This is a genomic window from Kitasatospora sp. NPDC022785 (assembly GCF_055561295.1).
Genome location: NZ_JBVHHB010000016.1, coordinates 99,821 through 120,779, shown reverse-complemented (window position 1 = coordinate 120,779; position 20,959 = coordinate 99,821). Strand labels below are relative to the sequence as shown.

The following is a 20,959-nucleotide window of genomic DNA, read 5'->3' as shown; positions in this document are numbered from 1 at the left end:
GTGGACACTTCGTGGCCGATTCTCCACCCTACAGATCCGACAGACCGTCAAGTAGCCTGCGGCCATGCGCACCACTTCGTCGATCACCATCGGGCGGGCGGCCGAGATCGGCCTGCTCGGCAGCGCGCTCGCGGCCTCCCGCCAACAGTCCGGGCAAGCGGTCTTCCTGCTCGGCGAGGCCGGGATCGGCAAGTCCCGGCTGGTCGGCGAATGCGCCTACCAGGCCTACGGACTCGGGCTCCCGGTGCTGCGCGGCCGCGGCTCCTCCACGCTGACCGTCACGCCGTTCCGGCCGCTGATCGAGGCGCTCTCCTCCCGCTTCCGCGCCGCCGGGACCCCGGCCGACCCCGAACTCGCCCCCTACCGCCCGGCCCTGGCCCGGCTGGTGCCCGAGTGGCGCAGCGAGCCGGCGGGGGCGGCCGGCTACCCCGAGACGGTGGTCGAACTCGCCGAGGCGCTGCTGCGGCTGCTCGCCGTCCTCGGCCGGGATCAGTGCTGCGTCCTGCTGCTGGAGGACCTGCACGACACCGACGCGGAGACGGTCGCCGTCCTGGAGTACCTGGTCGACAACCTGGCCGGCCTGCCGGTCCTGCTGGTCGGCACGCTGCGCGCGGAGCCCGGCCCGGCGCTGGACCTGGTCCGGGCCGCCGAGCGCCGGCGGGCCGCGACCGTCGCCGAACTGCGGCCGCTGCCACCGGCCGACGTGCGGGCGATGGCCGCCGCGATCCTGGAGACCGAGGTCGCCGAGGTGCCCGCGGCCGCCCTGGAGCAGCTGGCCGAACGCGGCGACGGCTGCCCCTACCTGATCGAGGAACTGCTCTCCGACATGCTGACCTCCGGCGCACTGCGCCGCGCGGGCGACGGCTGGGAGGTGGCCGGGGACCTCTGTACCGCCGTGCCCAGCACCATCGTGCGCAGCTGGGGCCGGCGGATCGACCAGCTGGACCCGCCGGTGCGCGAACTCCTGCTCACCGCCGCCACCCTGGGCAGCCGGTTCTCGGTCGCCACCGTCCAGCTGATCACCGGCCACGACGACCGGACGCTCTTCAGCCACCTGCGGTCCGCCTCCGAGGCCAACGTCATCGTGCCCGACGGCGCCGCCCCCGACCGCTACGCGTTCCGGCACACGCTCACCGCCGACGCCGTCACCGCCGCTCTCGCCCCCGCCGAGCGGGCCGCCGTGGCCCGCCGGGCGGCCCGGGAGATCCTGCGAGCGGACCCCGAACTCGGCGACGAGCGTCGCCAGTTGGTCGCCTCCCTGCTGCTGGCCGGCGGTGACCGGGCGGGCGCCGCGGTGCACTTCGCCGAGGCCGGCCGCCGGCTGCTGGAGGCCGGCGCGGCCGGCTCGGCGGTGGTGCTGCTGGAGCGCGCGCACGAGCTGGCCGGGGGCACCGAACGGGCCGCCGTCACCGAGCAGTTGCTGCCGGCACTGGCCGAGTCCGGCCGGCTGGACCGGGCGTTCGAGCTGGCCCGCACGCTCCCGTCGGTGCCGGCCCCGTCGCCGGACACCCGGCACCCCGCCGTCGAGCGCCGGATCGAGCTGCACACCCGGCTCGCGTGGGCGGCGGTGATGGCCGAGCGCACCGCCGAGGCCGCCGCGCAGGTCGCCGCCGCCCGTGCCCTCACCGGCGCACACCCTCGCCCCGAGCAGGACGCCGCCCTCGTGGTGGTCGAAGGACACCTGGCCCTCCTCCCCGACCACCACGCCCCCGACCGCGTCTCCCCCGCCGAGACCGAGCGCCTGGCCCGCCGCGCCGCCGAGGTCGCCGAACGCGCCGGCCTGCCGGTCGTCGCCTGCCAGGCCTGGCAGTTGCTCGCCCTGCTGGCCCGCGAACGCGGCTTCGACGACGCCGACGCCTGTCTGGAACGCATGCTCGCCGTCGCCGAGTCGCACGCCCTCCCCGTCTGGCGCGTCGAGGCACTGCTCCGCCTCGGCGCCAACGCCTTCATGCGTACCGGCGACGGCACCCGCCTCGCCCACGCCCGGGAGGCCGCCGCCGGGCTCGGCGCGATCGTGCTCACCCAGACCCTGGACGGCCTGCTCGCCATGAACGCCGTGCTGCGCGGCGACTGGCCGGCCGCCCGGGAGATCATCGACCGCTGCCTCGACGCCACCGCCCGGCTGCACAACCTCGCCGCCCACCGCTACCTGCTGCTCGGCTCCGCCACCCTGGCCGCCCACCGCGGCCGCGGCCGCGAGATGGAGCGCGAGCTGGTGCGGTTCCGGCAGGCCGGCGGCGAGGAGTCGTTCCTGGTGCCGCTGCGCTACGGCCTCTGCCGGGCCGTCGGCGCCCTGCTCGCCGAGGACCGCACCCGCGCCCGCGCCGAACTGGCCGCCGGCCTCGCCTGGGAGCTCGACCACCCCAGCGTCTTCTACCTGGCCGGCCGGCACGGCCTGCACCCGCTGCTGGAGGTCGTGACCGGCGCCTGGACGCGCACCGAGTTCGCGCCGGCCACCACCGCCCCCGCCGCCGGGCTCGCCTGGAACCGCCAGTTCCTGCTCTTCGCCGAGGCCGTGCTGCTCGGCCGTGAGCACCGCCCGGAGGACGCCGCCCGCACCCTCGCCGAGGCCCGCGCGGCGGCGGCCCCCTTCCCACTCGCCCACCACCTGGCACTGCGGCTCACCGCCGAGGCCGCGCTCGCCGACGGCTGGGGCGAGCCGGTGGCCTGGCTGCGCACCGCCGAGGAGTACTTCCACGCCGCCGAGGTCCAGCCGGTGGCCGCCGCCTGCCGGTCGCTGCTGCGCCGCGCCGGCGCCAGCGTCGCCCAGCACCGCGGCGGCCGCGACGCCGTCCCGGCCCGCCTGCGCACCTTCGGCGTGACCCTGCGCGAGTACGAGGTGTTCGTCCTGCTCACCGACCGCCCCGGCAACCAGCAGCTGGCCAGCAGGCTCTCGATCTCCCCGCGCACCGTCGAGAAGCACGTGGCCAACCTGCTCGCCAAGACCGGCCGCCCGGACCGCGCCGCCCTCTGCGCCCTCGCCGCCGACCTCTGCGCCGAGCCGTCGGCCCTCCCCTAGAAGGCCGAGGGGCGCCGTGCGGCGGTCACTCCCGCGAAGGCCCGCCGTCAGGGGCGCCGGGTACGGCGGGGCAGCGCCTGGCCGGCCGTCGGCCGCTGCCGCACGCCGTGGAGCCGGACCGGGTGGGCGCGACGGGTGCCCCCGGCGCAGGGGTCGTGTAGGAAGGCGAAGTCGTTCATGCCCCGGAGGCCAGAGCCGGTCCACTGTCATCCACTGTCAGTGGAAGGTGGATACTGGCAGCCGTGCGCGCCGGCCGACTGATCTCGCTGCTCCTGCTCCTGCAGAACCGGGGGCGGATGACCGCCCATCAGCTCGCCGACGAGCTGGAGGTCGCCGTCCGGACGGTCTACCGGGACGTCGAGGCGCTCGCCGCGGCCGGCATCCCGCTCTACGGGGACGCCGGGCACGGCGGCGGCTACCAGCTGCTCGACGGGTACCGCACCCGGCTGACGGGGCTCACCGCCGATGAGGCGCAGGCCGTCTTCCTGGCCGGGCTGCCCGGCCCGGCGGCCGAGTTGGGCCTCGGCGAGGTGCTGGCCGCCGCCGAGCTCAAGCTGCGGGCCGCCCTCCCGGCGGAGCTGCGCGAGCAGGCCGGGCGGATCCAGGAGCGCTTTCACCTCGACGCACCCGGCTGGTACGGGAACGTGGACGAGACGCCGCACCTGGCGGCCGTCGCCGCCGCGGTCTGGGGCCGGCACGCGGTACGGATCCGCTACCGGCGGTGGAAGGCGCCCACCGAGGTCGAGCGGCGGCTGGAACCGTACGGACTGGTACTCAAGGCCGGCCGCTGGTACCTGGTCGCCGGCGTGGGCGGCGGCGCGGGCGGCGGCAGCGCGCGCACCTACCGGGTCGACCAGATCCTTGAGCTGCACCCCCTCGAGGAGCACTTCGAGCCACCGGCGGGTTTCGATCTGGCCGCCCACTGGCGGGACCGGCTCGCCGACTTCCACGCGCGGCTGCACACCGCGGAGGCGGTGGTGCGGCTGTCGCCGCGCGGCGCCGCCCGGGTCCGCGAACTGCTGGGCCACGCGGCGGGCCGGGCGGTCGCGGAGGGCGGGGTGGTGGAGGCGGACGGCTGGACCAGGGCGGCCGTGCCGATCGAGTCGCTCGACCACGCCCACGGCGAGTTCCTGAAGCTGGGCGCCGACGTGGAGGTCCTCGAACCACCCGCGCTGCGGTCCCGCCTCGCGGCGACCGCCCGCGAGCTCGCCGACCGGTACGGCGCCCAGGCCCCGTGACGGCCCGCCGGCTCAGACCGCCAGGCGGACGATCTCGCCGATCTCCAGCGCCGCGTACACGGCGCCGTCCGGCCCGACGGCGATGCCGTGCGGCTCCGCGCCCTCGACCGGCAGCCCGTACCCCTCGTAGCCGCCTCCCGGGGTGAGCGAGCCGATCCGGTTGCCGGCCCACTCGGTGAACCAGAGGCGCCCGTCCGGACCGGCCGCGACGGCGTGCGGGCGGGCGGCCTCGTCGGGCAGCGGGTACTCGGTCACCGTGCCGTCGACGGCGAGCCGGGCGATCCGGCCGGCGCCGATCTCGACGCACCAGAGCGCACCGTCACCGCCCGCGGTGATGCCGACGGGCGCGGCCCCCTCGGTGGGCAGCGGATGCACCGCGACCTCCCCGCCGAGGGTGATCCGGCCGACGGCGTGGGCCTGGTTGAGGGTGAACCAGAGCGCACCGTCCGGCCCGGCGGTGATCATCGACGGGTAGGCGCCGGCCACCGGCAGCGGATACTCCGTCACCTCGCCGTCCACCGTGATCCGGCCGATCCGGCCGGCGGCGAGCTCGGTGAACCAGAGCGCGCCGTCGGGCCCGGCGGCGATCCCGAACGGCCCGGCACCCTCCGTCGGCAGGTCGAACGACCGCGCGCGGCCGTCCGCGTCGATCCGCCCGATCCGGTGGTCCCGCATCCGGGTGAACCAGAGCGCGCCGTCCGGCCCCGCCGCGATCACCGACGGCCCGCACTCCGGCGCCCCCAGTCCGAACCGCCGCACCGTCCCGTCCGCCGCCAGCCGCCCGATCTCCCCCGCGTGCACCAGCGTGAACCAGACCGCGGCGTCCGGCCCGATCGCGACCCCGTACGGCCCGGCCCGACCGTCCGACACCGGGAACCTCTCGAACGTCATGCGCATCCCCCTTCACTGCTATCGCGACTTCCGTCGCATTAGCACTCTCGCACACGCGCCGCCCGCAGGACAAGCGCCGGCCGGCCCGGCTACTCCTGCACGGGTGCCTGCTCCTGGTCGGGTGCCCGCCCGGCCGGCGCGCCGCGCCGGCCACCCCGGCGGGAGCGGCCGATCTCGCCGCGCAGGACGGAGACGACACCGAGGCCGGCGGCGCAGACCGGCACGGCGAGCAGGGCGCCGAGGATGCCCGCGATGCCCGAGCCCGCCACCACGGCGACCATGATCGTGGCCGGGTGCAGCTCGACCGTGCGACTCTGGATCAGCGGCTGGAGGACGTTGCCCTCGATCATCTGGACGGCGAGCACCACGCCGAGCGCCCAGAGCGCCGTGCCGAGCCCGCCCTCGGCGAGCGCGACCAGCACGGCGACCGTCCCGGAGAGGAAGGCCCCGACGAACGGGATGTAGGCGCCCATGAAGACCAGTGCGCCGAGCCCGGGCGCGCCGGGGACATCGAGCAGCAGCAGGCCGATGGTGATGAAGAAGGCGTCGATCAGGGCGATCAGCGTGGTGCCGCGCATGAAGCCGGCCATCGCCTCGAAGGCGCGCTCGGCGCAGGCGACGACCGTCTCCGCCGTGCGGGCCGGCAGGTAGGAGCGGACGGCGTCGGGGGTGCGGTGGCCGTCCCGCAGGAAGAAGAAGACCAGGGCGAGGGCGAGGACGCCGCCGGTGGCGATCTGGGTGGCGAGGCCGAGCCCGGAGAGCACGCCGTTGGTGAGCGCGGAGACCAGCGAGCTGGTCTCGCCCTTGGCGTTGTCCAGGGCGTGGCGGATCTTCTCGCCGAACGGGCCGAGCCAGTTCGCGAGCCGGTCCCCGGCCTGCGGGAGCGCCTCCGCGATCTGCGGGGCACTGTGCACCAGCGAGTTGACCAGCAGGGCGATCACCCCGCCGACGGCGGCCACCAGCAGGGCGCAGGTGAGCCCTGCGGCCAGTCCGCGGCCGGCCCCGCGCCGCACCATCCACGGCATCGCGGGGTAGAGCAGCGAGGTGCCGAGCAGCGCCAGGATCACCGGGACGGTGGCGGCGCGCAGTTCGACCAGGGCGAAGACGACCAGCGAGGCGACGGTGATGAGGAGGATGCCCGCGACCGACCAGGCGGCCGCGGCCCGGACCGGGGGCGGCAGCATCAGGTACGGCCTGCGGTGGTCCGGCCGGGCCTCGCGGACCGGGCCCTCCGGATCACTTCCGGACGGCAGCTCCCCCGACATCTCCACCTCCGCCCGGGCCGATCAGTCCCTCTGTGCCCCATCTCAGCAGATGATCTGACCGAATGCCCGTTTTCCCGTTCCTCCCGCGCCCACCCCGCCGGGGCGCCCGGCCGGCCACCGGAGTGCCCGGCCCGGACGCCCGCCGAGCACACCTACGGCAGGTGGATCAGAAAGTCCCAGGCCTGCTGCGGGTCCTTGGCGTCCAGCGGTCGCAGCGCGATCCGGGTGGGGAAGATGTCCAGCACGCTGATGTCGAGAGCCAGCTCCTCACCCTCGACCGGCCCGCCGGGGACGACCAGGTGGAACCGGAAGTCGTCCTGACCACCCACCGGGCGCGGCTCCCACTCCCGGGCCTCGGGCGAGCCGACGACCTCGGTGTTCTCCTGCGGGTAGCCCTCGTAGCCCGCGAAGGACCGGTGCCGCTGGTTGCGGAGCACGATGTTGCCGTTGTCCAGCTCCTCCACCTCCCACGACTGCGCCTCCAGCTCGCCCTCGGCCGGCGGGATGAGGACCACGAGCTCCTTGGCCCCCGCCAGGGAGAGCAACTCCTCGTTCGGCTTGCTGATGCTGTAGGTGCCGTTCGGTACGGATGCCACGGTCGACTCCACTCTCGCGGGCGGCGCCGTGCGGGCACCGCCGACTGCTGGGCGAGTCGATTCAAGCGGCGGCGCCCCGGCCGTACACGGAGGAACCGCCGGAGCCTCACCCCATCGAGACCCCGGCCCCGTACGCCCGTACGAGGCCCGAACTCCCGCGCTACACCGCCTCCTCGAACCGGACCGCCCCGCCGCCGCCCGCGAAGGCCAGCACCCGCTGCGCCTCGGCCTCCGCCGCCTGCCGGTCGGCCCGGCGCAGCGCCGCGTACGGGCGGATCACCACCGCGCGCTCCTCGCCCCGGCCGCCCTCCGCGAGCTGCCAGCTGCCGGCGACCAGGCCGTCCACCAGCAGGATGCCGGGCACGATGCCGTTCTGCGTCATCAGCCGGTGCCGGTACTCCTCGGGCAGGACGCGGCTGCGGTCGGCGTGCGAGAGCACCAGGTTGTCGAAGGGGGCGACCAGCCGGACGGGGGCCGGGACGGACGGGTCCGGCCGGGGCGCGTCGGGCAGGTCGTAGAGCAGCCGTCCGTGCTCGTCGCGGAAGGTGAGCAGCCCCGGGGCGAGCCGCTTCAGCACCGGGCCGAGCCGGCTGAGGCCGCACCACTTCTGCAGGTCGGCAGCGGTGGCCGGGCCGAAGGCGGCGAGGTAGCGCAGGGCCAGGTCGTCCAGCGAGGGGGCCGGGTCGAGGGGCCGGCCGAGCCAGTGCTCGGCGGTGGTGTGCGCGGCGCCGCCGCCGCGGCCCCAGACCCCGCGCGGCGGGACCTGCACCAGCGGCAGCCGGCAGCGTGCGGCCTGGGCCAGCGCGGCCGGGTCGCGGTCGGGGCGGGTGGCGGCGAGCAGCGGGCCGAGCTGCCGGAAGGTGCGCGGCTCCTCCTCGACCAGGGCGCGGGCCTCGTCGGCGAGCGCGTCGAGGTCGAGGCCCGCAAGCTGCTTGCCGTAGGTGCCGCGCAGGCCCTGGTCGAGCTGGGGCTGGAGGAGCGGGCGCAGGGTCAGGCAGTCGTCGGCGGTGACCAGGTGGATGGTGCCGCGCTGGAGCGCGATCCGGACGACCCGGCGCTGCTCGATCAGCGCGGTGAGCTCCTCGGCGGCGAAGCCCTCCAGCCGGCAGAGCAGGCCGAGGTAGGGCGGCTGCGGTGCGGCCTGGGCCTGGAGCCCACCGAGGTGGCGGACCAGGTCGGCGGCCGTCATGGTGGCGCGGTCGAGCAGGTGCTGACGGGCCAGCAGGGCGCGGCCGAGCGCCCGGGGGCCCAGGACGTCCGGTGAGGTCACCGACGGCCGTCCAGGACGGAGCGCAGCACGCCGATCCGGTTGCTGGTGATCGAGTCCACGCCGGCCCCGCGCAGCCGGCGCATGGTGCGGCGAAGGTCGGCGGTCCAGGTGGAGACGGCGAGCCCGGCGTCGTGGGCGGCGGCGGTGAACTCGGGGGTGGCCAGGCCGAACGGCGGGTTGAGGTAGCGCGGGCGAAGGTCGTCCAGCAGGGCTCGGGCGGGCAGCCGCGGCTGCTTCCAGGTGAGCGCGATCTCGGCGTCCGGGGCGAGGGCGCGGACGGCGAGCATCGCGGTGGCGGGGCCGCAGAAGGCGACCCGCTGTTCGGCGCCGAGGCCGGTGACGGCCTGCCAGGTGGCGGCGGCGGGGTGTGGGTCGTCCAGGTCGATCAGCAGCCGGGCGGCCGGGGTGGCGGCGACGGCCTTGACCGCCTCGGCCAGGGTGGGGACGGCGAGGTCGCCGTCGCGCAGCTCGTCCAGCTGGTCGAGGGTGACCCGGCGCAGGGGGCGCGGGTCCCCCCAGAGGCGTTCGAGGGTCTCGTCGTGGAGCAGGACGGGCACGCCGTCGCGGGTGAGCCGGACGTCGACCTCGACGGCGTCGGCGCCGGCGGTCAGCGCGGACTCGACGGAGGGCAGGGTGTTCTCGCGGTACCGGTAGGGGTCACCGCGGTGGGCGACGGCGAGGACGGGGCGGCGGTCGGCGGGGATGGGTGCGTTCACGGCGGTGGCGGTCCTCGGGGCCTTCGTCGGGGTCTCGGGTGGAGTGCTCGGCAGGCTGGCGGGGTTCACCGGATCAGCCCCGCGAGCCACGGGGAGAGGTGCTGGTGGGTGACGGCCTCCCGGTAGGGGGCCTCGCCCGGCACGGTGACGATCAGCGTGCAGGACGGCGGGAAGGTCCGCTGCCTCACCTGGACCAGGCCGCTCCAGACCGAGTCGAGGAAGGCCGGCACGCTGTCGCGCGGCACGTCGAAGGCGATGCTCTCGACGGTGACCACCGCCTCGTCGTGGACGAAGAGCCGGACGGTGGTCCCGGGCCGGCCGGTGATCTCCAGCAGCGCCTCGTGGGGTATCGCGTCGAGTTCGCCGTCGGCGCCGCCGACGCCGGCGCCGACCAGGCCGGCGAAGGTCTGGTCGCGGCCGATGTCATGACCGGCCCGGACCTCGCGGCCGTGCCGGGCGGCCATCGCCTCGACCGCGAACACGGCACTCTGGGTGGACGGCAGTGGCGGATGGGGCATCGGGCGGCGGTCCTCTCGTCGGCGGGGCTCTGCGGGGAATCGGGGGCCTACGGGGCGTCGGCGGGTCGGGGCCCTACGGGGCGTCGGAGGTGCTCGGCGGGGCGTGCGGCCGGGAGCCGCAGGGGCGTCGGCGGGCCGAAGCGGCGGAGCCGCCTCAGCGCCTTTCGACCATCACGTTGGTCGACTTGATGACCGCCGTGGCGGGCGCCCCGGGCACCAGGTTGAGCTCCTCCGCCGACTCCCGGCTGATCAGCGAGACCACCCGGAACGGCCCGGCCTGGATCTCCACCTGCGCGGCGACGTCGCCGAGCACCACGTGGGTGACGATGCCCGGGAACCGGTTGCGGGCGGACGACGGCCGCCCCTCGGCCTCGGCGTTCTCGGGGCGGGCCAGCTCCCGGGCGAAGGCGGCCAGCTCGGTGCCGGGGATGATCCGGTGGCCGTGCTCGTCCCGCTCGGCGGCGACCCGGCCGGCGTCCACCCAGCGCCGCATGGTGTCGGCGCTCACGCCGAGCATCGCCGCCGCCTCACCGATCCGGTACGGGTTGACCGGTCCCTCGGGGTGGCCCATGTACGACTCCTGACGGTGGTTCGGTGGCACGGCGGACTCCGGTGTCACGGCGGTCTTCGGCAGCACGTCCGTATCACAGGGGGCGACGGCGGTGGTCCGGCCGTCGCCGCCATCCTGCCGCACCGGGGGCCCGCTCGGCCAAGCGGAGCACCCGCCGTGGCGGCGCGGCCCGGCTGTCCCGGCTCGCCCGGGCCGCCGGGCGGCTCGCTACGGCTCGCCGAAGAGGTCCCGCCGGACGGCGTCGCCGGCGGTGAGGACGGCGCCGCCGAGCACCGCTCCGCCGCCGGCCGTCCCGGCCCGGACCTCGGTGCGCAGCGGGGAGAGCCCGGCGAGCCGGCGCTCGACCCGGCGGGCCAGCTCGACGCCGCCGGCCCGGCCGATCTCGCCGCCGAGCACGACGCAGCCCGGGTCGAGGACGACGCAGACGGCGGCCGTGCCGACGGCGATCCGCCCGGCCAGCTCGTCCAGGAACGGCCCGCCCGGCTGCCCGTCGCCGAGGGCGTCGAGCGCGGCCCGGACGGCGGCTTCGGCGGCGGCCGCGTCGTCGCCCGGGCCGGCCGGCAGGCCGTGGGCGCGGGCCAGGGCGCAGACGGCGGCGCTGCCGACCAGGCCGTGGAAGCCGCCCTCGCAGTCGGTGGCGCTGGGCAGGGCGACGGTGCCCGGCACGGGCAGGAAGCAGATCTCGCCGGTGCCGCCGGAGGCGCCCCGGCGCAGCCGTCCGTCGATGATCACGGCGGCGCCGACGCTGTGGCCGAGCCAGACCAGGACGAAGGTGTCCTGGCCCCGGGCGGCACCGGTCCGGTACTCGGCGCGGCCGGCGAGGTTGACCTCGTTCTCCAGGATGACGTCGGTGCCGGGCAGCTCGCGCAGGGCGGTGAGCAGTTCGGCGTGCCAGGCGGGCAGCGCGCCGGTGCTCTTGAGCCGGCCGGTGGCGGGGTCGACCAGGCCGGGGGCGCCGACCGCGACGGTGTGCAGCTGCTCGACGCCGGACCGGCGGGCGGTGTCGAGCAGGGTCCGGACGATCCGGGCCGCCGTGCCGCTCTCGCCGTCGCCCTCGACGGCAAGATCCGCCGCCGCCAGCGTCTGCCCGGCGAGGTCCGCGACGACCAGGCTGACGCCGCCGGAGCGGACGTCGATGGCGCCGATGTGCGCCCGGGAGGCCACCAGCGCGTAGAGCCGGGCGTTGGGGCCGCGCCGCTGCTCCCCGCGTTCGCCGACCACGGCGACCAGGCCGGCGCGCTGGAGGCGTTCGAGCAGGTCGGCGACGGTGGGCCGGGAGAGCCCGGTGAGGTCGCGCAGTTCGGTCGCGGTCAGCGGTCCCTGGTCGAGGAGCAGGTCGAGCGCCAGCCGGTCGTTGATCGCCCGGGCGGTGCTGGGCGTGGCCGTTCGCGCGATGGTCATGGAAGCGCATCCTTCCAGAGTGTTTCTATCAGGGTCCCTTCCTGATAATTTATCGAACCGCGGCGCCGCACCCGAACCAGGTCGCGCCGGGCACATGGGGGGCAGGACACCTGTGTGCGGAAACCACCCACAGGGCACCGCCGCGCCTCGGCGCGGCCGGGAGGGAAGACCGGATGACCGACACACCGACCGCAGTTCCGCGCCACGACCCGGCCGGCCCCGGCCCGCTGGAGCGGCCCCGCCGGGCCCGGACGGCCGTCGCCCTGGTGTTCGCCGTGCACGGCGCCGTCGGCGGCACCTTCGTCACCCGGATCCCGTGGATCCAGGACCGCCTCGACCTCTCCCCCGGCCAGCTGGGCCTGGCCCTGGTGATGCCCGCCATCGGCTCGTTCCTCGCGATGCCACTGGCCGGCCGGTTCGTCCACCGCTTCGGCGGGCGGGCCGCGGTGCGCGGACTCCTCACCCTCTGGTGCCTGACACTGACCCTGCCCGCCCTCGCCCCCTCGCTCCCCGCCCTCTGCGCGGTGCTGTTCGTCTACGGCGCGACGGCCGGCATGGCGGACGTGGCGATGAACGCGCAGGGCGTCGAGATCGAGCAGCGGCTCGGCCGCTCGATCATGTCCGGGCTGCACGGCATGTGGAGCGTCGGCGGGCTGCTGGCCTCCGGCTTCGGCATCCTCGCCGCCCACCGGGACCTCGACGCCCGGATCCAGCTGCTGGTCACCGCACTGGTACTGACCGCCCTGGCCCAACCGGTCTGCCGGGAGCTGCCCGACTTCCGGGCCGCCGACGGCGCCGAGGCACCGCCGCGGTTCGCGCTGCCGCCGCGCAGTTCGCTGGTGATCGGGCTGGTCGGCTTCTGCGCGGTGTTCGCCGAGGGCGCGTCGATGGACTGGAGCGGCGTCTACCTCAAGGACGTCACCGGCGCCTCGGCCACCCTGGCGGCCGCCTCCTACACGGCGTTCTCGCTCACCATGGCGGTCAGCCGGCTGGCCGGCGACGCGGCGATCCGCCGGCTCGGGGCCGTCCGGGCGACCAGGCTCGGCGGCGCCGTAGCCACCGCGGGCGGCCTGCTGGTGGTCGGCGCGGACAGCCCGGCGCTGGCCATTCCCGGCTTCGCGCTGATCGGCATCGGGATCGCGGTGATCGTGCCGCTGGCCTTCGCCGCCGCCGGCCGGATCGGCACCAACCCGAGCCAGGCCATCGCGGGCGTCGCCACCGTCACCTACACCTCCGGCCTGGTCGCCCCCGCGATCGTCGGCGGGCTCGCCCAGGCCACCTCGCTCACCGTCTCCTTCGGGGTGGTCACCGCCCTCGCCTCCGCCCTGCTGCTGAGCGCGGGCGCGCTGCGCCGCGCCGAGCCGGAGTTCCCGGGCGGCGCCGGCCCCCGGGAGAAGGCCGCCGAAAACGTGACGGCATTGTCACCGAAATAGCCTTTCGGAAATAATCTCCGAGCGATATGATCCATATCCGGAAGAGGATTTCCGCACTAATATCGCCAACTGCCGGACGCACCCGCGCCCGGCAGTTCCGCGACCCGTGGAGTCCTTTCCCGTGTGCTATGACGCCCATGCCGCGCCGCCTGCTTTCACCCCTCCCACCAGCGCGATCGCCGAGGCCACCCGGGTGACCCTGCGGTCCGCCGACGGCACCGCGTTCGCCGCCTTCCTGGCCAGGCCGGAATTCCCCACCGGCCCGGGAGTCCTCGTCCTGCCCGACAACAAGGGCCTTTCCGGTTTCTATCGGGAGACCGCCGTCCGGCTCGCCGAACAGGGCCACCCGGCGCTCGCCCTGGACTATTACGGCCGCACCGCCGGGCCCGACCCGGAAATGCGCGCCCCGGAATTCGGCGAACTGCCGAACCTGCTGCCGCACCTGCTCGCCCTCACCCCGGACGGGCTCGACGCCGACCTCTCCGCAGGCGTCACCCGTCTCCGGGAGTCGGGCGCGGCCGAGGTGGTCGCGCTCGGCTTCTGCTTCGGCGGCCGCCAGGCGTTCCGCGCCGCCGCCCCCCGCTTCGGCCTGGCCGGCGCGGTCGGCTTCTACGGCTACCCCGACGCCCTCAACGGGGCCCCCGGCCCCACCCAGCTCGCCCCCGGCCTCACCGCCCCGGTCCTCGCGTTCTGGGCCGGGGCCGACGAACACATCCCCCCCGCCGCCGTCGCCGCCTTCGATGCCGCGCTCACCGAAGCCGGCTGTCCGCACGAGTTCACGACCTTCCCCGGGGCGCCGCACAACTTCTTCGAGCGCGGCGAGGCCGAGCACGCCGAAGCGGCCAGGACGGCCTGGTTGCGACTGCTGGCCTTCCTGGCCCGCCCCGACGCGTCCAGGCCTGCCTGACCCCACCCCCGCACGTCTCCTCCCCGGGCCCGCCGGCCCGGCCGTCGCGCCCCGGACCTGCCCCCGGGGCTCGACGGCCCACCGATTAGGCTCGGGGCCGTGCCCCTCCCCGCATCGCCCGCACCGGCCGCCACGCCCGCGGCGCCGGCCCCGCCGAAGCCCTCCGACACCGACCCGCACCCGCCGCTGCGCTCGTCGTGGCTGCGGTTCGCCCTGCTGGTGGTGATCCTCGCGGCGGCGGCCGGCTCGCTGCTGCTCTGGAGCCCGACGGCGCTGCTCTCCGGCGGACTCCCCGCCGGGATGCCGGGGTACTGGCTGGCGCCCGCGTTCACCGCCGTCTACGCCGTGGGGACGCTCGCCTTCGTGCCGCGGCCGGCGCTGAACGCGGCGGCCGGCCTGCTGCTCGGCATCCAGCAGGGCGTACTGCTGGCCGTACTGGGGACGACGCTCGGGGCCGCGATGGCCTTCGTGCTCGGGCGGCTGCTCGGACGCGAGGCACTGCGCCCCTATCTGCGCGGGCGGATGCTCACCGCGCTGGACCGGCGGTTCACCGAGCAGGGGTTCCGCAGCGTGCTGCTGCTGCGCCTGCTGCCCGGACTGCCCTTCCAGGCCGGCAACTACGGCGCGGCCTTCTCCGGCGTACGGTTCCTGCCGTTCCTGACCGCGACCGCGCTGGGCGTCGTCCCGACCACGGCGGTCTACGTGACGGCGGCGGCCAGTGCGGGCGAGCCCGGGTCGGCGGCGTTCCTCGTGTCGGCCGGGGCGATCGCCGCCCTGGTCGTGGTGAGCCTGGTCTCGCTCTGGCGGGCCGCGTCCCGGCGGCGCTCGGCCGCCGCCTGAGCGCCCGCCGACCCCGCCGCACCCCGGCGCCGCGCGCGCCCCGCCGACTAATCGGTGGCTTCCGCCGTACCCCTGCGCCAGGATGACCGCCATGACAGCCCCCGTGACGACCGCCACCACCCGGTCCGAGCCCCCGTTCGCCGCGGACGAGACCGCCATGCTGACCGCCTGGCTGGACTTCCACCGTGCCACCCTCTCCGTCAAGTGCGCGGGCCTGAGCGCCGACCAGCTGCGGCTGCGATCCGTCCCGCCGTCCTCGCTCTCCCTGCTCGGCCTGGTCCGGCACATGGCGGAGGTGGAGCGCTTCTGGTTCCGCGCCATCCTGCTCGGCGAGGAGACCGGCCCCGGTGGCCTCTACTGGAGCGAGCAGCACCCCGACGGCGACTTCGACCTCGTCGACGCCGCCGACGCCGAGGCGGACTTCGCCACCTGGCAGGCCCAGATCGCGGCGGCCCGCGCGGCCTGCGAGGGCCTGCCGCTGGAGACGGTGGGCAAGCGCGACCGCCGGGGCGAGCAGGTGACGCTCCGCTGGATCCTGGTGCACATGATCGAGGAGTACGCCCGGCACAACGGCCACGCCGACCTGTTGCGGGAGCTGGTGGACGGCACAACCGGCGAGTGAAATCGTTCCCGCATTGTTGACAGAAGGTCAATTAAGCGGTGACCGCGACCGATATGGTCTACGCGCGCAACCGTCCGCCGTTCCGCTGCGTCGCAACAGTTGCCCGGGTTCGCCCGGGTTTCCGGCGCGGCACGACTCGTACGGGGGTCGCGAGCGGGCACGGGACCGGTGATCAGTGCGATACTCGGACAGTTCCGACGAGTGGATGACGTGTCAAAAGGACACGCGCACCGGGGGACCTGTACGGAACGAGGCAGGGAGGCGCGGCATGGGAGCACTTCGCGACGAGCACCACAACGGGTGGCTGATGCCCTCCGGGAACTACCCGGCCGCGGTGTACGACGACGAGTGGATCGAGCAGGAGACGGTACCGTCCTCCCCCGCTCCCACGAAGATCGTCTCCCTGCGGCCGACGGGCTTCGAGGCCGCCCGGACGGTCGGCGAGCACATCCGGGCCAGCACGCCCGTGGTCATGGACCTCACCGAGATGGAGGAGGCCGAGGCCAAGCGCATGGTCGACTTCGCCTCCGGCCTGATCTTCGGCACCCGCGGCGGCATCGAGCGGATCGCCCGCCGGGTGTTCCTGCTCACCCCGGCGGACGTCGAGGTCATGGTGATCGACCGCCCGCTGGACGACACCGGCTTCTACAACCAGAGCTGAGCACGACCGGCGCCGAGCGGAGCCGGGCCCGAACGCAGTCGGGTCCGAGCAGAGCCGGGCCCGGGCACGACCGGGCCCGAGCAGAGCCCGCCGGCCGCACAGCGCGCACGACCGGGGACGGCACCGCCGTCCCCGGTTTTTTGCTGCCGCCACACCGGCCCCTCCCGCCTCAGATGAGGCTCCGGAGAAATTATTGAGACATCCATGTCTCATTCGACGTACACTCGCCCCATGGCCACCGACCGCGACTCCGTCCTCGAGGCCGCCGTGGGCGTGCTCTCCCGCCGCCCCACCGCCCACCTCGACGAGATCGCCCGCGCCGCGGGCATCAGCCGCGCCACCCTGCACCGGCTCTTCCCCGGCCGGGAGGCGCTGATCCGCGAGGTCGGGCTGCTCGGCCTGCAGCGGTTCGGGGCCGCGCTCGACACCGCCGCCGTCGAGGACGGCGACGCGCACACCGCACTGCGCCGCCTGGTCGACGCCACCGTCCCGGACGCCGCGCTCTGCGCCTTCCTCGCCGGCGAGAACCAGCTCTACGACGACGACGAGATCAACGACCTCTGGGAGTCGCAGATCTCCCGGCTGCACGCGCTCTTCCTGCGGGGCCAGCAGCAGGGTGTCTTCCGCATCGAGCTCTCCGCCGGATGGCTCAGCGAGGCCTTCTTCGACCTGGTGGCCGGCATCGGCTGGGCCATCCAGGACGGCCGGCTCGCCCCGCGCGACGCCGCGTTCTCACTCGCCGAGCTCTTCCTCGGCGGCGCCCTGCGCCGCCCGTAGTCCACCAGCCCCCCCACCCACAGCACCTCGGATCACAGGCCCTCGGAGCAGCGGCCGGAAACCGATACCCATGAGCAGCACCGTCCTCACCCGCCCCCGCCAGCGCTGGACCGGCCTCGCCGTCCTCGTCCTGGCCGTCACCCTGGTCGCCGTCGACGCGACCGTCCTCTCCCTCGCCATACCGTCGATCAGCGAGACGCTGCACCCCAGCGGCACCCAGCTGCTCTGGATCGGTGACGCGTACTCCTTCGTGCTGGCCGGCCTGCTGGTCAGCATGGGATCGCTGAGCGACCGGATCGGCCGCAAGAAGCTGCTGCTGGCCGGCTCCTCCGCGTTCGGTGCCGCCTCGCTGCTGGCCGCCTACGCGCCGAGCGCCGGCTGGCTGATCCTGGCCCGCGCGCTGCTCGGCGTGGCCGGGGCGACCATCATGCCGTCCACCCTGTCGCTGATCCGCTCCCTCTTCCCGGACGACCGCGAGCGGGCCACCGCGATCGGCATCTGGGGCGCGGCCGCCACCGCCGGCGCCGCGCTCGGCCCGGTGGTCGGCGGGGTGCTGCTGGAGCACTTCTGGTGGGGCTCGGTGTTCCTGCTCAACATCCCGGTGCTGGTGCTGCTGCTCGTCCTCGGTGCCTGGCTGCTGCCCGAGTCCAAGGACCCGAAGCCGGGCCGCTGGGACGTGCTGAGCGTGCTGCTGTCGCTGGCCGGTGTGATCGGCGTGGTCTACGCGATCAAGGAGGCCGCGGCCCACGGCGTGGCCCGCTGGGACGTGCCGGTCGCGGCCGTGCTCGGCGCCGCCGCGCTGACCGTCTTCGTCCGCCGCCAGCTGCGACTGCCCACCCCGCTGCTGGACGTCCGGCTCTTCGCCGACCGCCGCTTCACGGGCGCAGTGCTGGCCTCGCTCACCGCGCTCATCGGCCTCTCCGGCGTGGTCTTCGTGACCTCCCAGTACCTCCAGCTGGTCCGCGGATACGAGCCGCTCAAGGCCGGCCTGGCCGAGCTGCCGGCCTTCGCCGGCGCGGTGGTCGGCGGGCTGCTGACCGCCCGGCTGGCCCGGCGCACCGGCGCCCGGGCCGCACTGACGCTCGGCCTGCTCGCCATGGGCATCGGCCTCGGCCTGATCGGCTGGGTGCACCAGGACACCACGTACCTGCTGCTCGCCGCCGCCTTCCTGATCGTCGGCACCGCCGAGGGCGTCGTGTACACGCTCAGCGCCGACCTGGTCCTGGGCGCCGCGCCCGCCGACAAGGCGGGCGCCGCCTCGGCCGTCTCCGAGACGGCGTACGAGCTGGGCACCGCGCTCGGCATCGCGCTGGTCGGCTCGGTGGTCGGCGCGCTGTACACCGGCGCACTGGCCGTCCCGGCCGATGCCGGGGCGGAGGCCACCGCCCGGGCCGGCGAGTCGCTCGGCGGCGCCGTCGAGGCCGCGCACGGCCTGCCGCAGACGGTGGCCGGGCCGCTGCTCGGCAGCGCCCGGGACGCCTTCGTGCACGGCATGAACGTGGCGGCGGTCCTGGCCGCCGCGCTGCTGCTGGCCGCGTCGGCCCTGGCCTGGCGCCTGCTGAAGGGGCTGCCGCAGGCGGCGCAGGAGCACGCGGGCCGCGCGCAGACCGAGCAGCAGCGGGCGGCGCAGGTGCCGGAGAACGTGGGCGCCTGACCGCACGGGACCCCTCGCCCCGACCGGGCGCGGGGTTCCCGTCTACCCGGGAGCCGTCAGACCGTCCCGAAGGGGAGCTCCAGCTCGGCCCAGACCACCTTGCCGTCGCGGGTGAGCCGGCTGCCCCAGCGCTGGGCGAGCTCGCTGACCAGGAACATGCCGCGGCCGCCCTCGTCCTGCTCGGCGAAGGGCCGCAGCTGGGGCGTCTGCCCGCCGGCGTCGGCGACCTCGACGGTGAGCACCCGGTCGCGGAAGAGCCGGAGCCGGCGCGGGGCGTCGGCGTGCAGCAGGGCGTTGGTGACCAGCTCGCTGACCAGCAGCTCGGCGTAGTCGGAGAGGGCGGACAGACCCCAGCCGTCGAGGGCGGCGCGGGTGAAGCGGCGGGCTTTGCCGGGGAGCCGGCCGCCGCCGGTGAGCGGGAGGGTGGCGATCCGGTCCGCGGGCAGCGGCAGTACCCGGGCCATGATCATCGCGATGTCGTCCTCGGTCCCGTCGGTGACCAGCGCGCCGAGGACGGCGTCGCAGCTCTCCTCCAGGGTGCGGCCGGGGCCGGAGAGGGTTTCGGCCAGCAGGTCGATGCCGTCGTCGAGGTCCTGGCCGCGCCGCTCGACCAGGCCGTCGGTGTAGAGGGCGACCATGCCTCCCTCGGGGAGGGTGAACTCGATCGACTCGAAGGCCACGCCGCCGACGCCGAGCGGCACGCCCGGGGGGACGTCGATCCTGCGGGCGGTACCGTCGGGGCCGACCCAGACGGGGGGCAGGTGCCCGGCCGAGGCGACCTGCACGGTGCGCTCCAGCGGGTCGTAGACGGCGCAGATGCACGTGGCGAACTGGCCCTCGCCGATACCGGAGGCGGTCTCGTCCAGTCGGGTGAGCACCTGCTCGGGCGGCATGTCCAGGGTGGCGAGCGTGCGGGCGACGGTGCGCAGCTGGCCCATGGTGGCGGCGGCGCGGATGCCGTGGCCCATGACGTCGCCGACGACCAGGGCGACCCGGCCGCAGGAGAGCGGGACGACGTCGAACCAGTCGCCGCCGACCTCACTGACCACGCTGCTGGGCAGGTAGCGGTAGGCGATCTCCAGGCCGAGGGTGCGGTGGATCTCCTGCGGCAGCAGGCTGCGCTGCAGGGTGAGCGCGGTCTCGCGTTCGCGCCGGTAGAGCCGGGCGTTGTCGATGGCGAGCGCGGTGCGGGCGACCAGCTCCTCGGCGAGGGCGACGTCGGCGGCGGTGAACGGCTCGGGGTTGCGCATCCGGATGAACTCGGCGCCGCCGAGCACCATGCCGCGGGCGGTCATCGGCACCATCAGGTACGAGTGGATGCCGGCCTCTATGCCGGGCCCGACCCGCTCGGGGGTGGCGACCAGGCCGCGCAGCACCTCCGCGTCCACGTGGGCGCGCAGCAGCGGGCGGCCGCTGCGCAGGCACTGGGTGTAGCTGCGGTCGGGCGCGTACTCGGAGACCTCGCCGACGGTGTCGACGGCGTGGACGAGGCCGGACTCGTAGGACTCGCCGACGGCGACGGCGCGCAACTGGACGGTGCGGTCGTCCGGGATGGGGGTCGGTTCGGCGCCGCGCAGGACGGGTTCGAGCAGGTCGACGGTGGCGAAGTCGGCGAACCGCGGGACGACCGCCTCGATCAGCTCCTCGGCGGTGCGCTGGAGGTCGAGGGTGGTGCCGATCCGGGCGGTGGCCTCGGCGATGGTGGCGAGACGTTCCTGCGCGCGGGAGGCGCGGGCCTCGGCCTGGAAGCGCTCGGTGACGTCGATGATGGAGGAGCAGACGCCGAAGACCCGGCCGGTGGAGTCCTCCAGCCGGAAGTAGGAGGCCGACCAGGCGCGGTCGCGCTTCGGGTCGCCGGGGACGCGGCCGTGCGAGCGGGCGTCGACCACGGGCCGGCCGGTGACCAGCACCTGTCTCATGGTCTGTTCTATCTCGGCGCTGTTGATGCCGGGCAGGACGGCGCTGATCCGCCGGCCGAGGTGCTCCTCGACGGAGACGCCGTTCATCCGGGCGAGCGCCTCGTTGAGACGGACGTACCGCAGGTCGGTGTCGTAGACGGCCATGCCGATCGGGGACTGGCCGAAGATGCCGTCGAGGACGGCGAGGTCGGCCTCGACCCGGTGCAGGGCCTGGGTGTCGGAGGCGGTGGCGAGCAGCAGCAGGGTGCCACCGGGGCCGGCTATCGGGTAGGTGCGGAACTCCAGCTCGACCAGGTGGCCGTCCCGGTGGCGGACCGGGAAGACACCGGACCAGCCCTTGCCGCTCAGGATGCGCTCGAACAGGGCGAGCACCTCGGGGCGGTCGGACTCGTCGGTGAGCAGCCGGGCGGCGTACCTGCCGACGACCTCGTCGGCGGAGTAGCCGAGCAGGGCCTCGGCGTCCTCGCTCCAGTGCAGGATCAGACCGTCGTCCTGGAGCAGGGCGGTGGCGAGCGGGACGAGTCGATGGCCGTCCAGGCGTGCGTGGGCTCCGCCCGGTGCGGGTCCGGCGGCGTCGGTCGCGTCCCACTCGTGTCCGTGCATGATCAGGCAGCACCCCGGTTCGGCTCGTGCCCGGCCGGGCGGGGGCCTCGCGGTCCGC

General features: G+C 75.3%; 18 protein-coding genes. 9 read left to right on the top strand and 9 right to left on the bottom strand.

Annotation, left to right across the window (positions count from 1 at the left end):
* The first annotated feature begins 64 nt into the window (after positions 1 to 64).
* Positions 65 to 3,019: a helix-turn-helix transcriptional regulator gene (locus tag ACZ3YO_RS23930; protein ID WP_465572658.1), complete on the top strand. Its 2,955-nt coding sequence runs from the start codon at positions 65 to 67 to the stop codon at positions 3,017 to 3,019.
* A gap of 242 nt (positions 3,020 to 3,261) precedes the next feature.
* Entirely contained in the window at positions 3,262 to 4,257 is a 996-nt protein-coding gene (locus ACZ3YO_RS23925; protein ID WP_465572655.1) for a helix-turn-helix transcriptional regulator, read from the top strand.
* A 12-nt stretch (positions 4,258 to 4,269) separates the two neighbouring features.
* Here the strand turns inward: ACZ3YO_RS23925 and ACZ3YO_RS23920 are convergent, their stop codons facing one another.
* The 8 genes from ACZ3YO_RS23920 to ACZ3YO_RS23885 all read right to left on the bottom strand — a co-directional run bounded on the left by ACZ3YO_RS23920 (position 4,270) and on the right by ACZ3YO_RS23885 (position 11,485).
* Positions 4,270 to 5,148, bottom strand: a complete 879-nt coding sequence (locus tag ACZ3YO_RS23920; RefSeq protein ID WP_465572653.1) for a Vgb family protein — start codon at positions 5,146 to 5,148, stop codon at positions 4,270 to 4,272.
* A gap of 89 nt (positions 5,149 to 5,237) precedes the next feature.
* The gene (locus ACZ3YO_RS23915; RefSeq protein ID WP_465572651.1) at positions 5,238 to 6,413 is read right to left on the bottom strand and encodes an AI-2E family transporter; all 1,176 of its coding nucleotides are present in this window, start codon (positions 6,411 to 6,413) and stop codon (positions 5,238 to 5,240) included.
* Positions 6,414 to 6,565: 152 nt separating this feature from the next.
* On the bottom strand, positions 6,566 to 7,009 hold the full coding sequence (locus ACZ3YO_RS23910) for a hypothetical protein (RefSeq protein ID WP_465572649.1): 444 nt from the start codon (positions 7,007 to 7,009) through the stop codon (positions 6,566 to 6,568).
* A 160-nt stretch (positions 7,010 to 7,169) separates the two neighbouring features.
* A complete protein-coding gene (locus ACZ3YO_RS23905) occupies positions 7,170 to 8,279 on the bottom strand; it encodes a winged helix DNA-binding domain-containing protein (RefSeq protein WP_465572646.1) in 1,110 nt (369 codons plus the stop codon).
* Positions 8,276 to 8,995 carry a glycerophosphodiester phosphodiesterase gene (locus tag ACZ3YO_RS23900; RefSeq protein WP_396323639.1) on the bottom strand — a complete coding sequence of 240 codons (720 nt, stop codon included), beginning with the start codon at positions 8,993 to 8,995 and terminating at the stop codon, positions 8,276 to 8,278. Before ACZ3YO_RS23900 ends, ACZ3YO_RS23905 begins: the two co-directional genes overlap by 4 nt.
* 65 nt (positions 8,996 to 9,060) lie before the next feature.
* The gene (locus ACZ3YO_RS23895) at positions 9,061 to 9,513 is read right to left on the bottom strand and encodes a hypothetical protein (RefSeq protein ID WP_465572644.1); all 453 of its coding nucleotides are present in this window, start codon (positions 9,511 to 9,513) and stop codon (positions 9,061 to 9,063) included.
* 154 nt (positions 9,514 to 9,667) lie between these two features.
* Positions 9,668 to 10,084 (bottom strand): TOBE domain-containing protein, encoded by a 417-nt coding sequence (locus ACZ3YO_RS23890; protein WP_465554250.1) that lies wholly within the window; start codon positions 10,082 to 10,084, stop codon positions 9,668 to 9,670.
* A 207-nt stretch (positions 10,085 to 10,291) separates the two neighbouring features.
* Positions 10,292 to 11,485, bottom strand: coding sequence for an ROK family transcriptional regulator (locus ACZ3YO_RS23885; protein WP_465572641.1), 1,194 nt, complete (start codon positions 11,483 to 11,485; stop codon positions 10,292 to 10,294).
* Positions 11,486 to 11,658: 173 nt separating this feature from the next.
* Here ACZ3YO_RS23885 and ACZ3YO_RS23880 point away from each other — a divergent pair, with 173 nt between their 5' ends.
* The 7 genes from ACZ3YO_RS23880 (at position 11,659) to ACZ3YO_RS23850 (ending at position 18,379) form a co-directional block, all read left to right on the top strand.
* The gene (locus ACZ3YO_RS23880) at positions 11,659 to 12,918 is read left to right on the top strand and encodes an MFS transporter (RefSeq protein ID WP_465572639.1); all 1,260 of its coding nucleotides are present in this window, start codon (positions 11,659 to 11,661) and stop codon (positions 12,916 to 12,918) included.
* 121 nt (positions 12,919 to 13,039) lie between these two features.
* Positions 13,040 to 13,825 carry a dienelactone hydrolase family protein gene (locus ACZ3YO_RS23875; protein ID WP_465572637.1) on the top strand — a complete coding sequence of 262 codons (786 nt, stop codon included), beginning with the start codon at positions 13,040 to 13,042 and terminating at the stop codon, positions 13,823 to 13,825.
* A 99-nt stretch (positions 13,826 to 13,924) separates the two neighbouring features.
* Positions 13,925 to 14,665, top strand: coding sequence for a TVP38/TMEM64 family protein (locus ACZ3YO_RS23870; protein WP_465572634.1), 741 nt, complete (start codon positions 13,925 to 13,927; stop codon positions 14,663 to 14,665).
* Positions 14,666 to 14,756: 91 nt separating this feature from the next.
* Positions 14,757 to 15,287 (top strand): DinB family protein, encoded by a 531-nt coding sequence (locus ACZ3YO_RS23865; protein ID WP_465572631.1) that lies wholly within the window; start codon positions 14,757 to 14,759, stop codon positions 15,285 to 15,287.
* Positions 15,288 to 15,555: 268 nt separating this feature from the next.
* Complete coding sequence (locus tag ACZ3YO_RS23860) at positions 15,556 to 15,948, top strand: cell division protein SepF (RefSeq protein WP_465554207.1); 393 nt, start codon at positions 15,556 to 15,558, stop codon at positions 15,946 to 15,948.
* A 231-nt stretch (positions 15,949 to 16,179) separates the two neighbouring features.
* On the top strand, positions 16,180 to 16,725 hold the full coding sequence (locus ACZ3YO_RS23855) for a TetR/AcrR family transcriptional regulator (protein WP_396323648.1): 546 nt from the start codon (positions 16,180 to 16,182) through the stop codon (positions 16,723 to 16,725).
* A gap of 70 nt (positions 16,726 to 16,795) precedes the next feature.
* Positions 16,796 to 18,379 carry an MFS transporter gene (locus ACZ3YO_RS23850; protein WP_465572627.1) on the top strand — a complete coding sequence of 528 codons (1,584 nt, stop codon included), beginning with the start codon at positions 16,796 to 16,798 and terminating at the stop codon, positions 18,377 to 18,379.
* Positions 18,380 to 18,435: 56 nt separating this feature from the next.
* Here ACZ3YO_RS23850 and ACZ3YO_RS23845 read toward each other — a convergent pair whose 3' ends face one another.
* The gene (locus tag ACZ3YO_RS23845; protein WP_465572625.1) at positions 18,436 to 20,901 is read right to left on the bottom strand and encodes a SpoIIE family protein phosphatase; all 2,466 of its coding nucleotides are present in this window, start codon (positions 20,899 to 20,901) and stop codon (positions 18,436 to 18,438) included.
* Positions 20,902 to 20,959 lie beyond the last annotated feature (58 nt).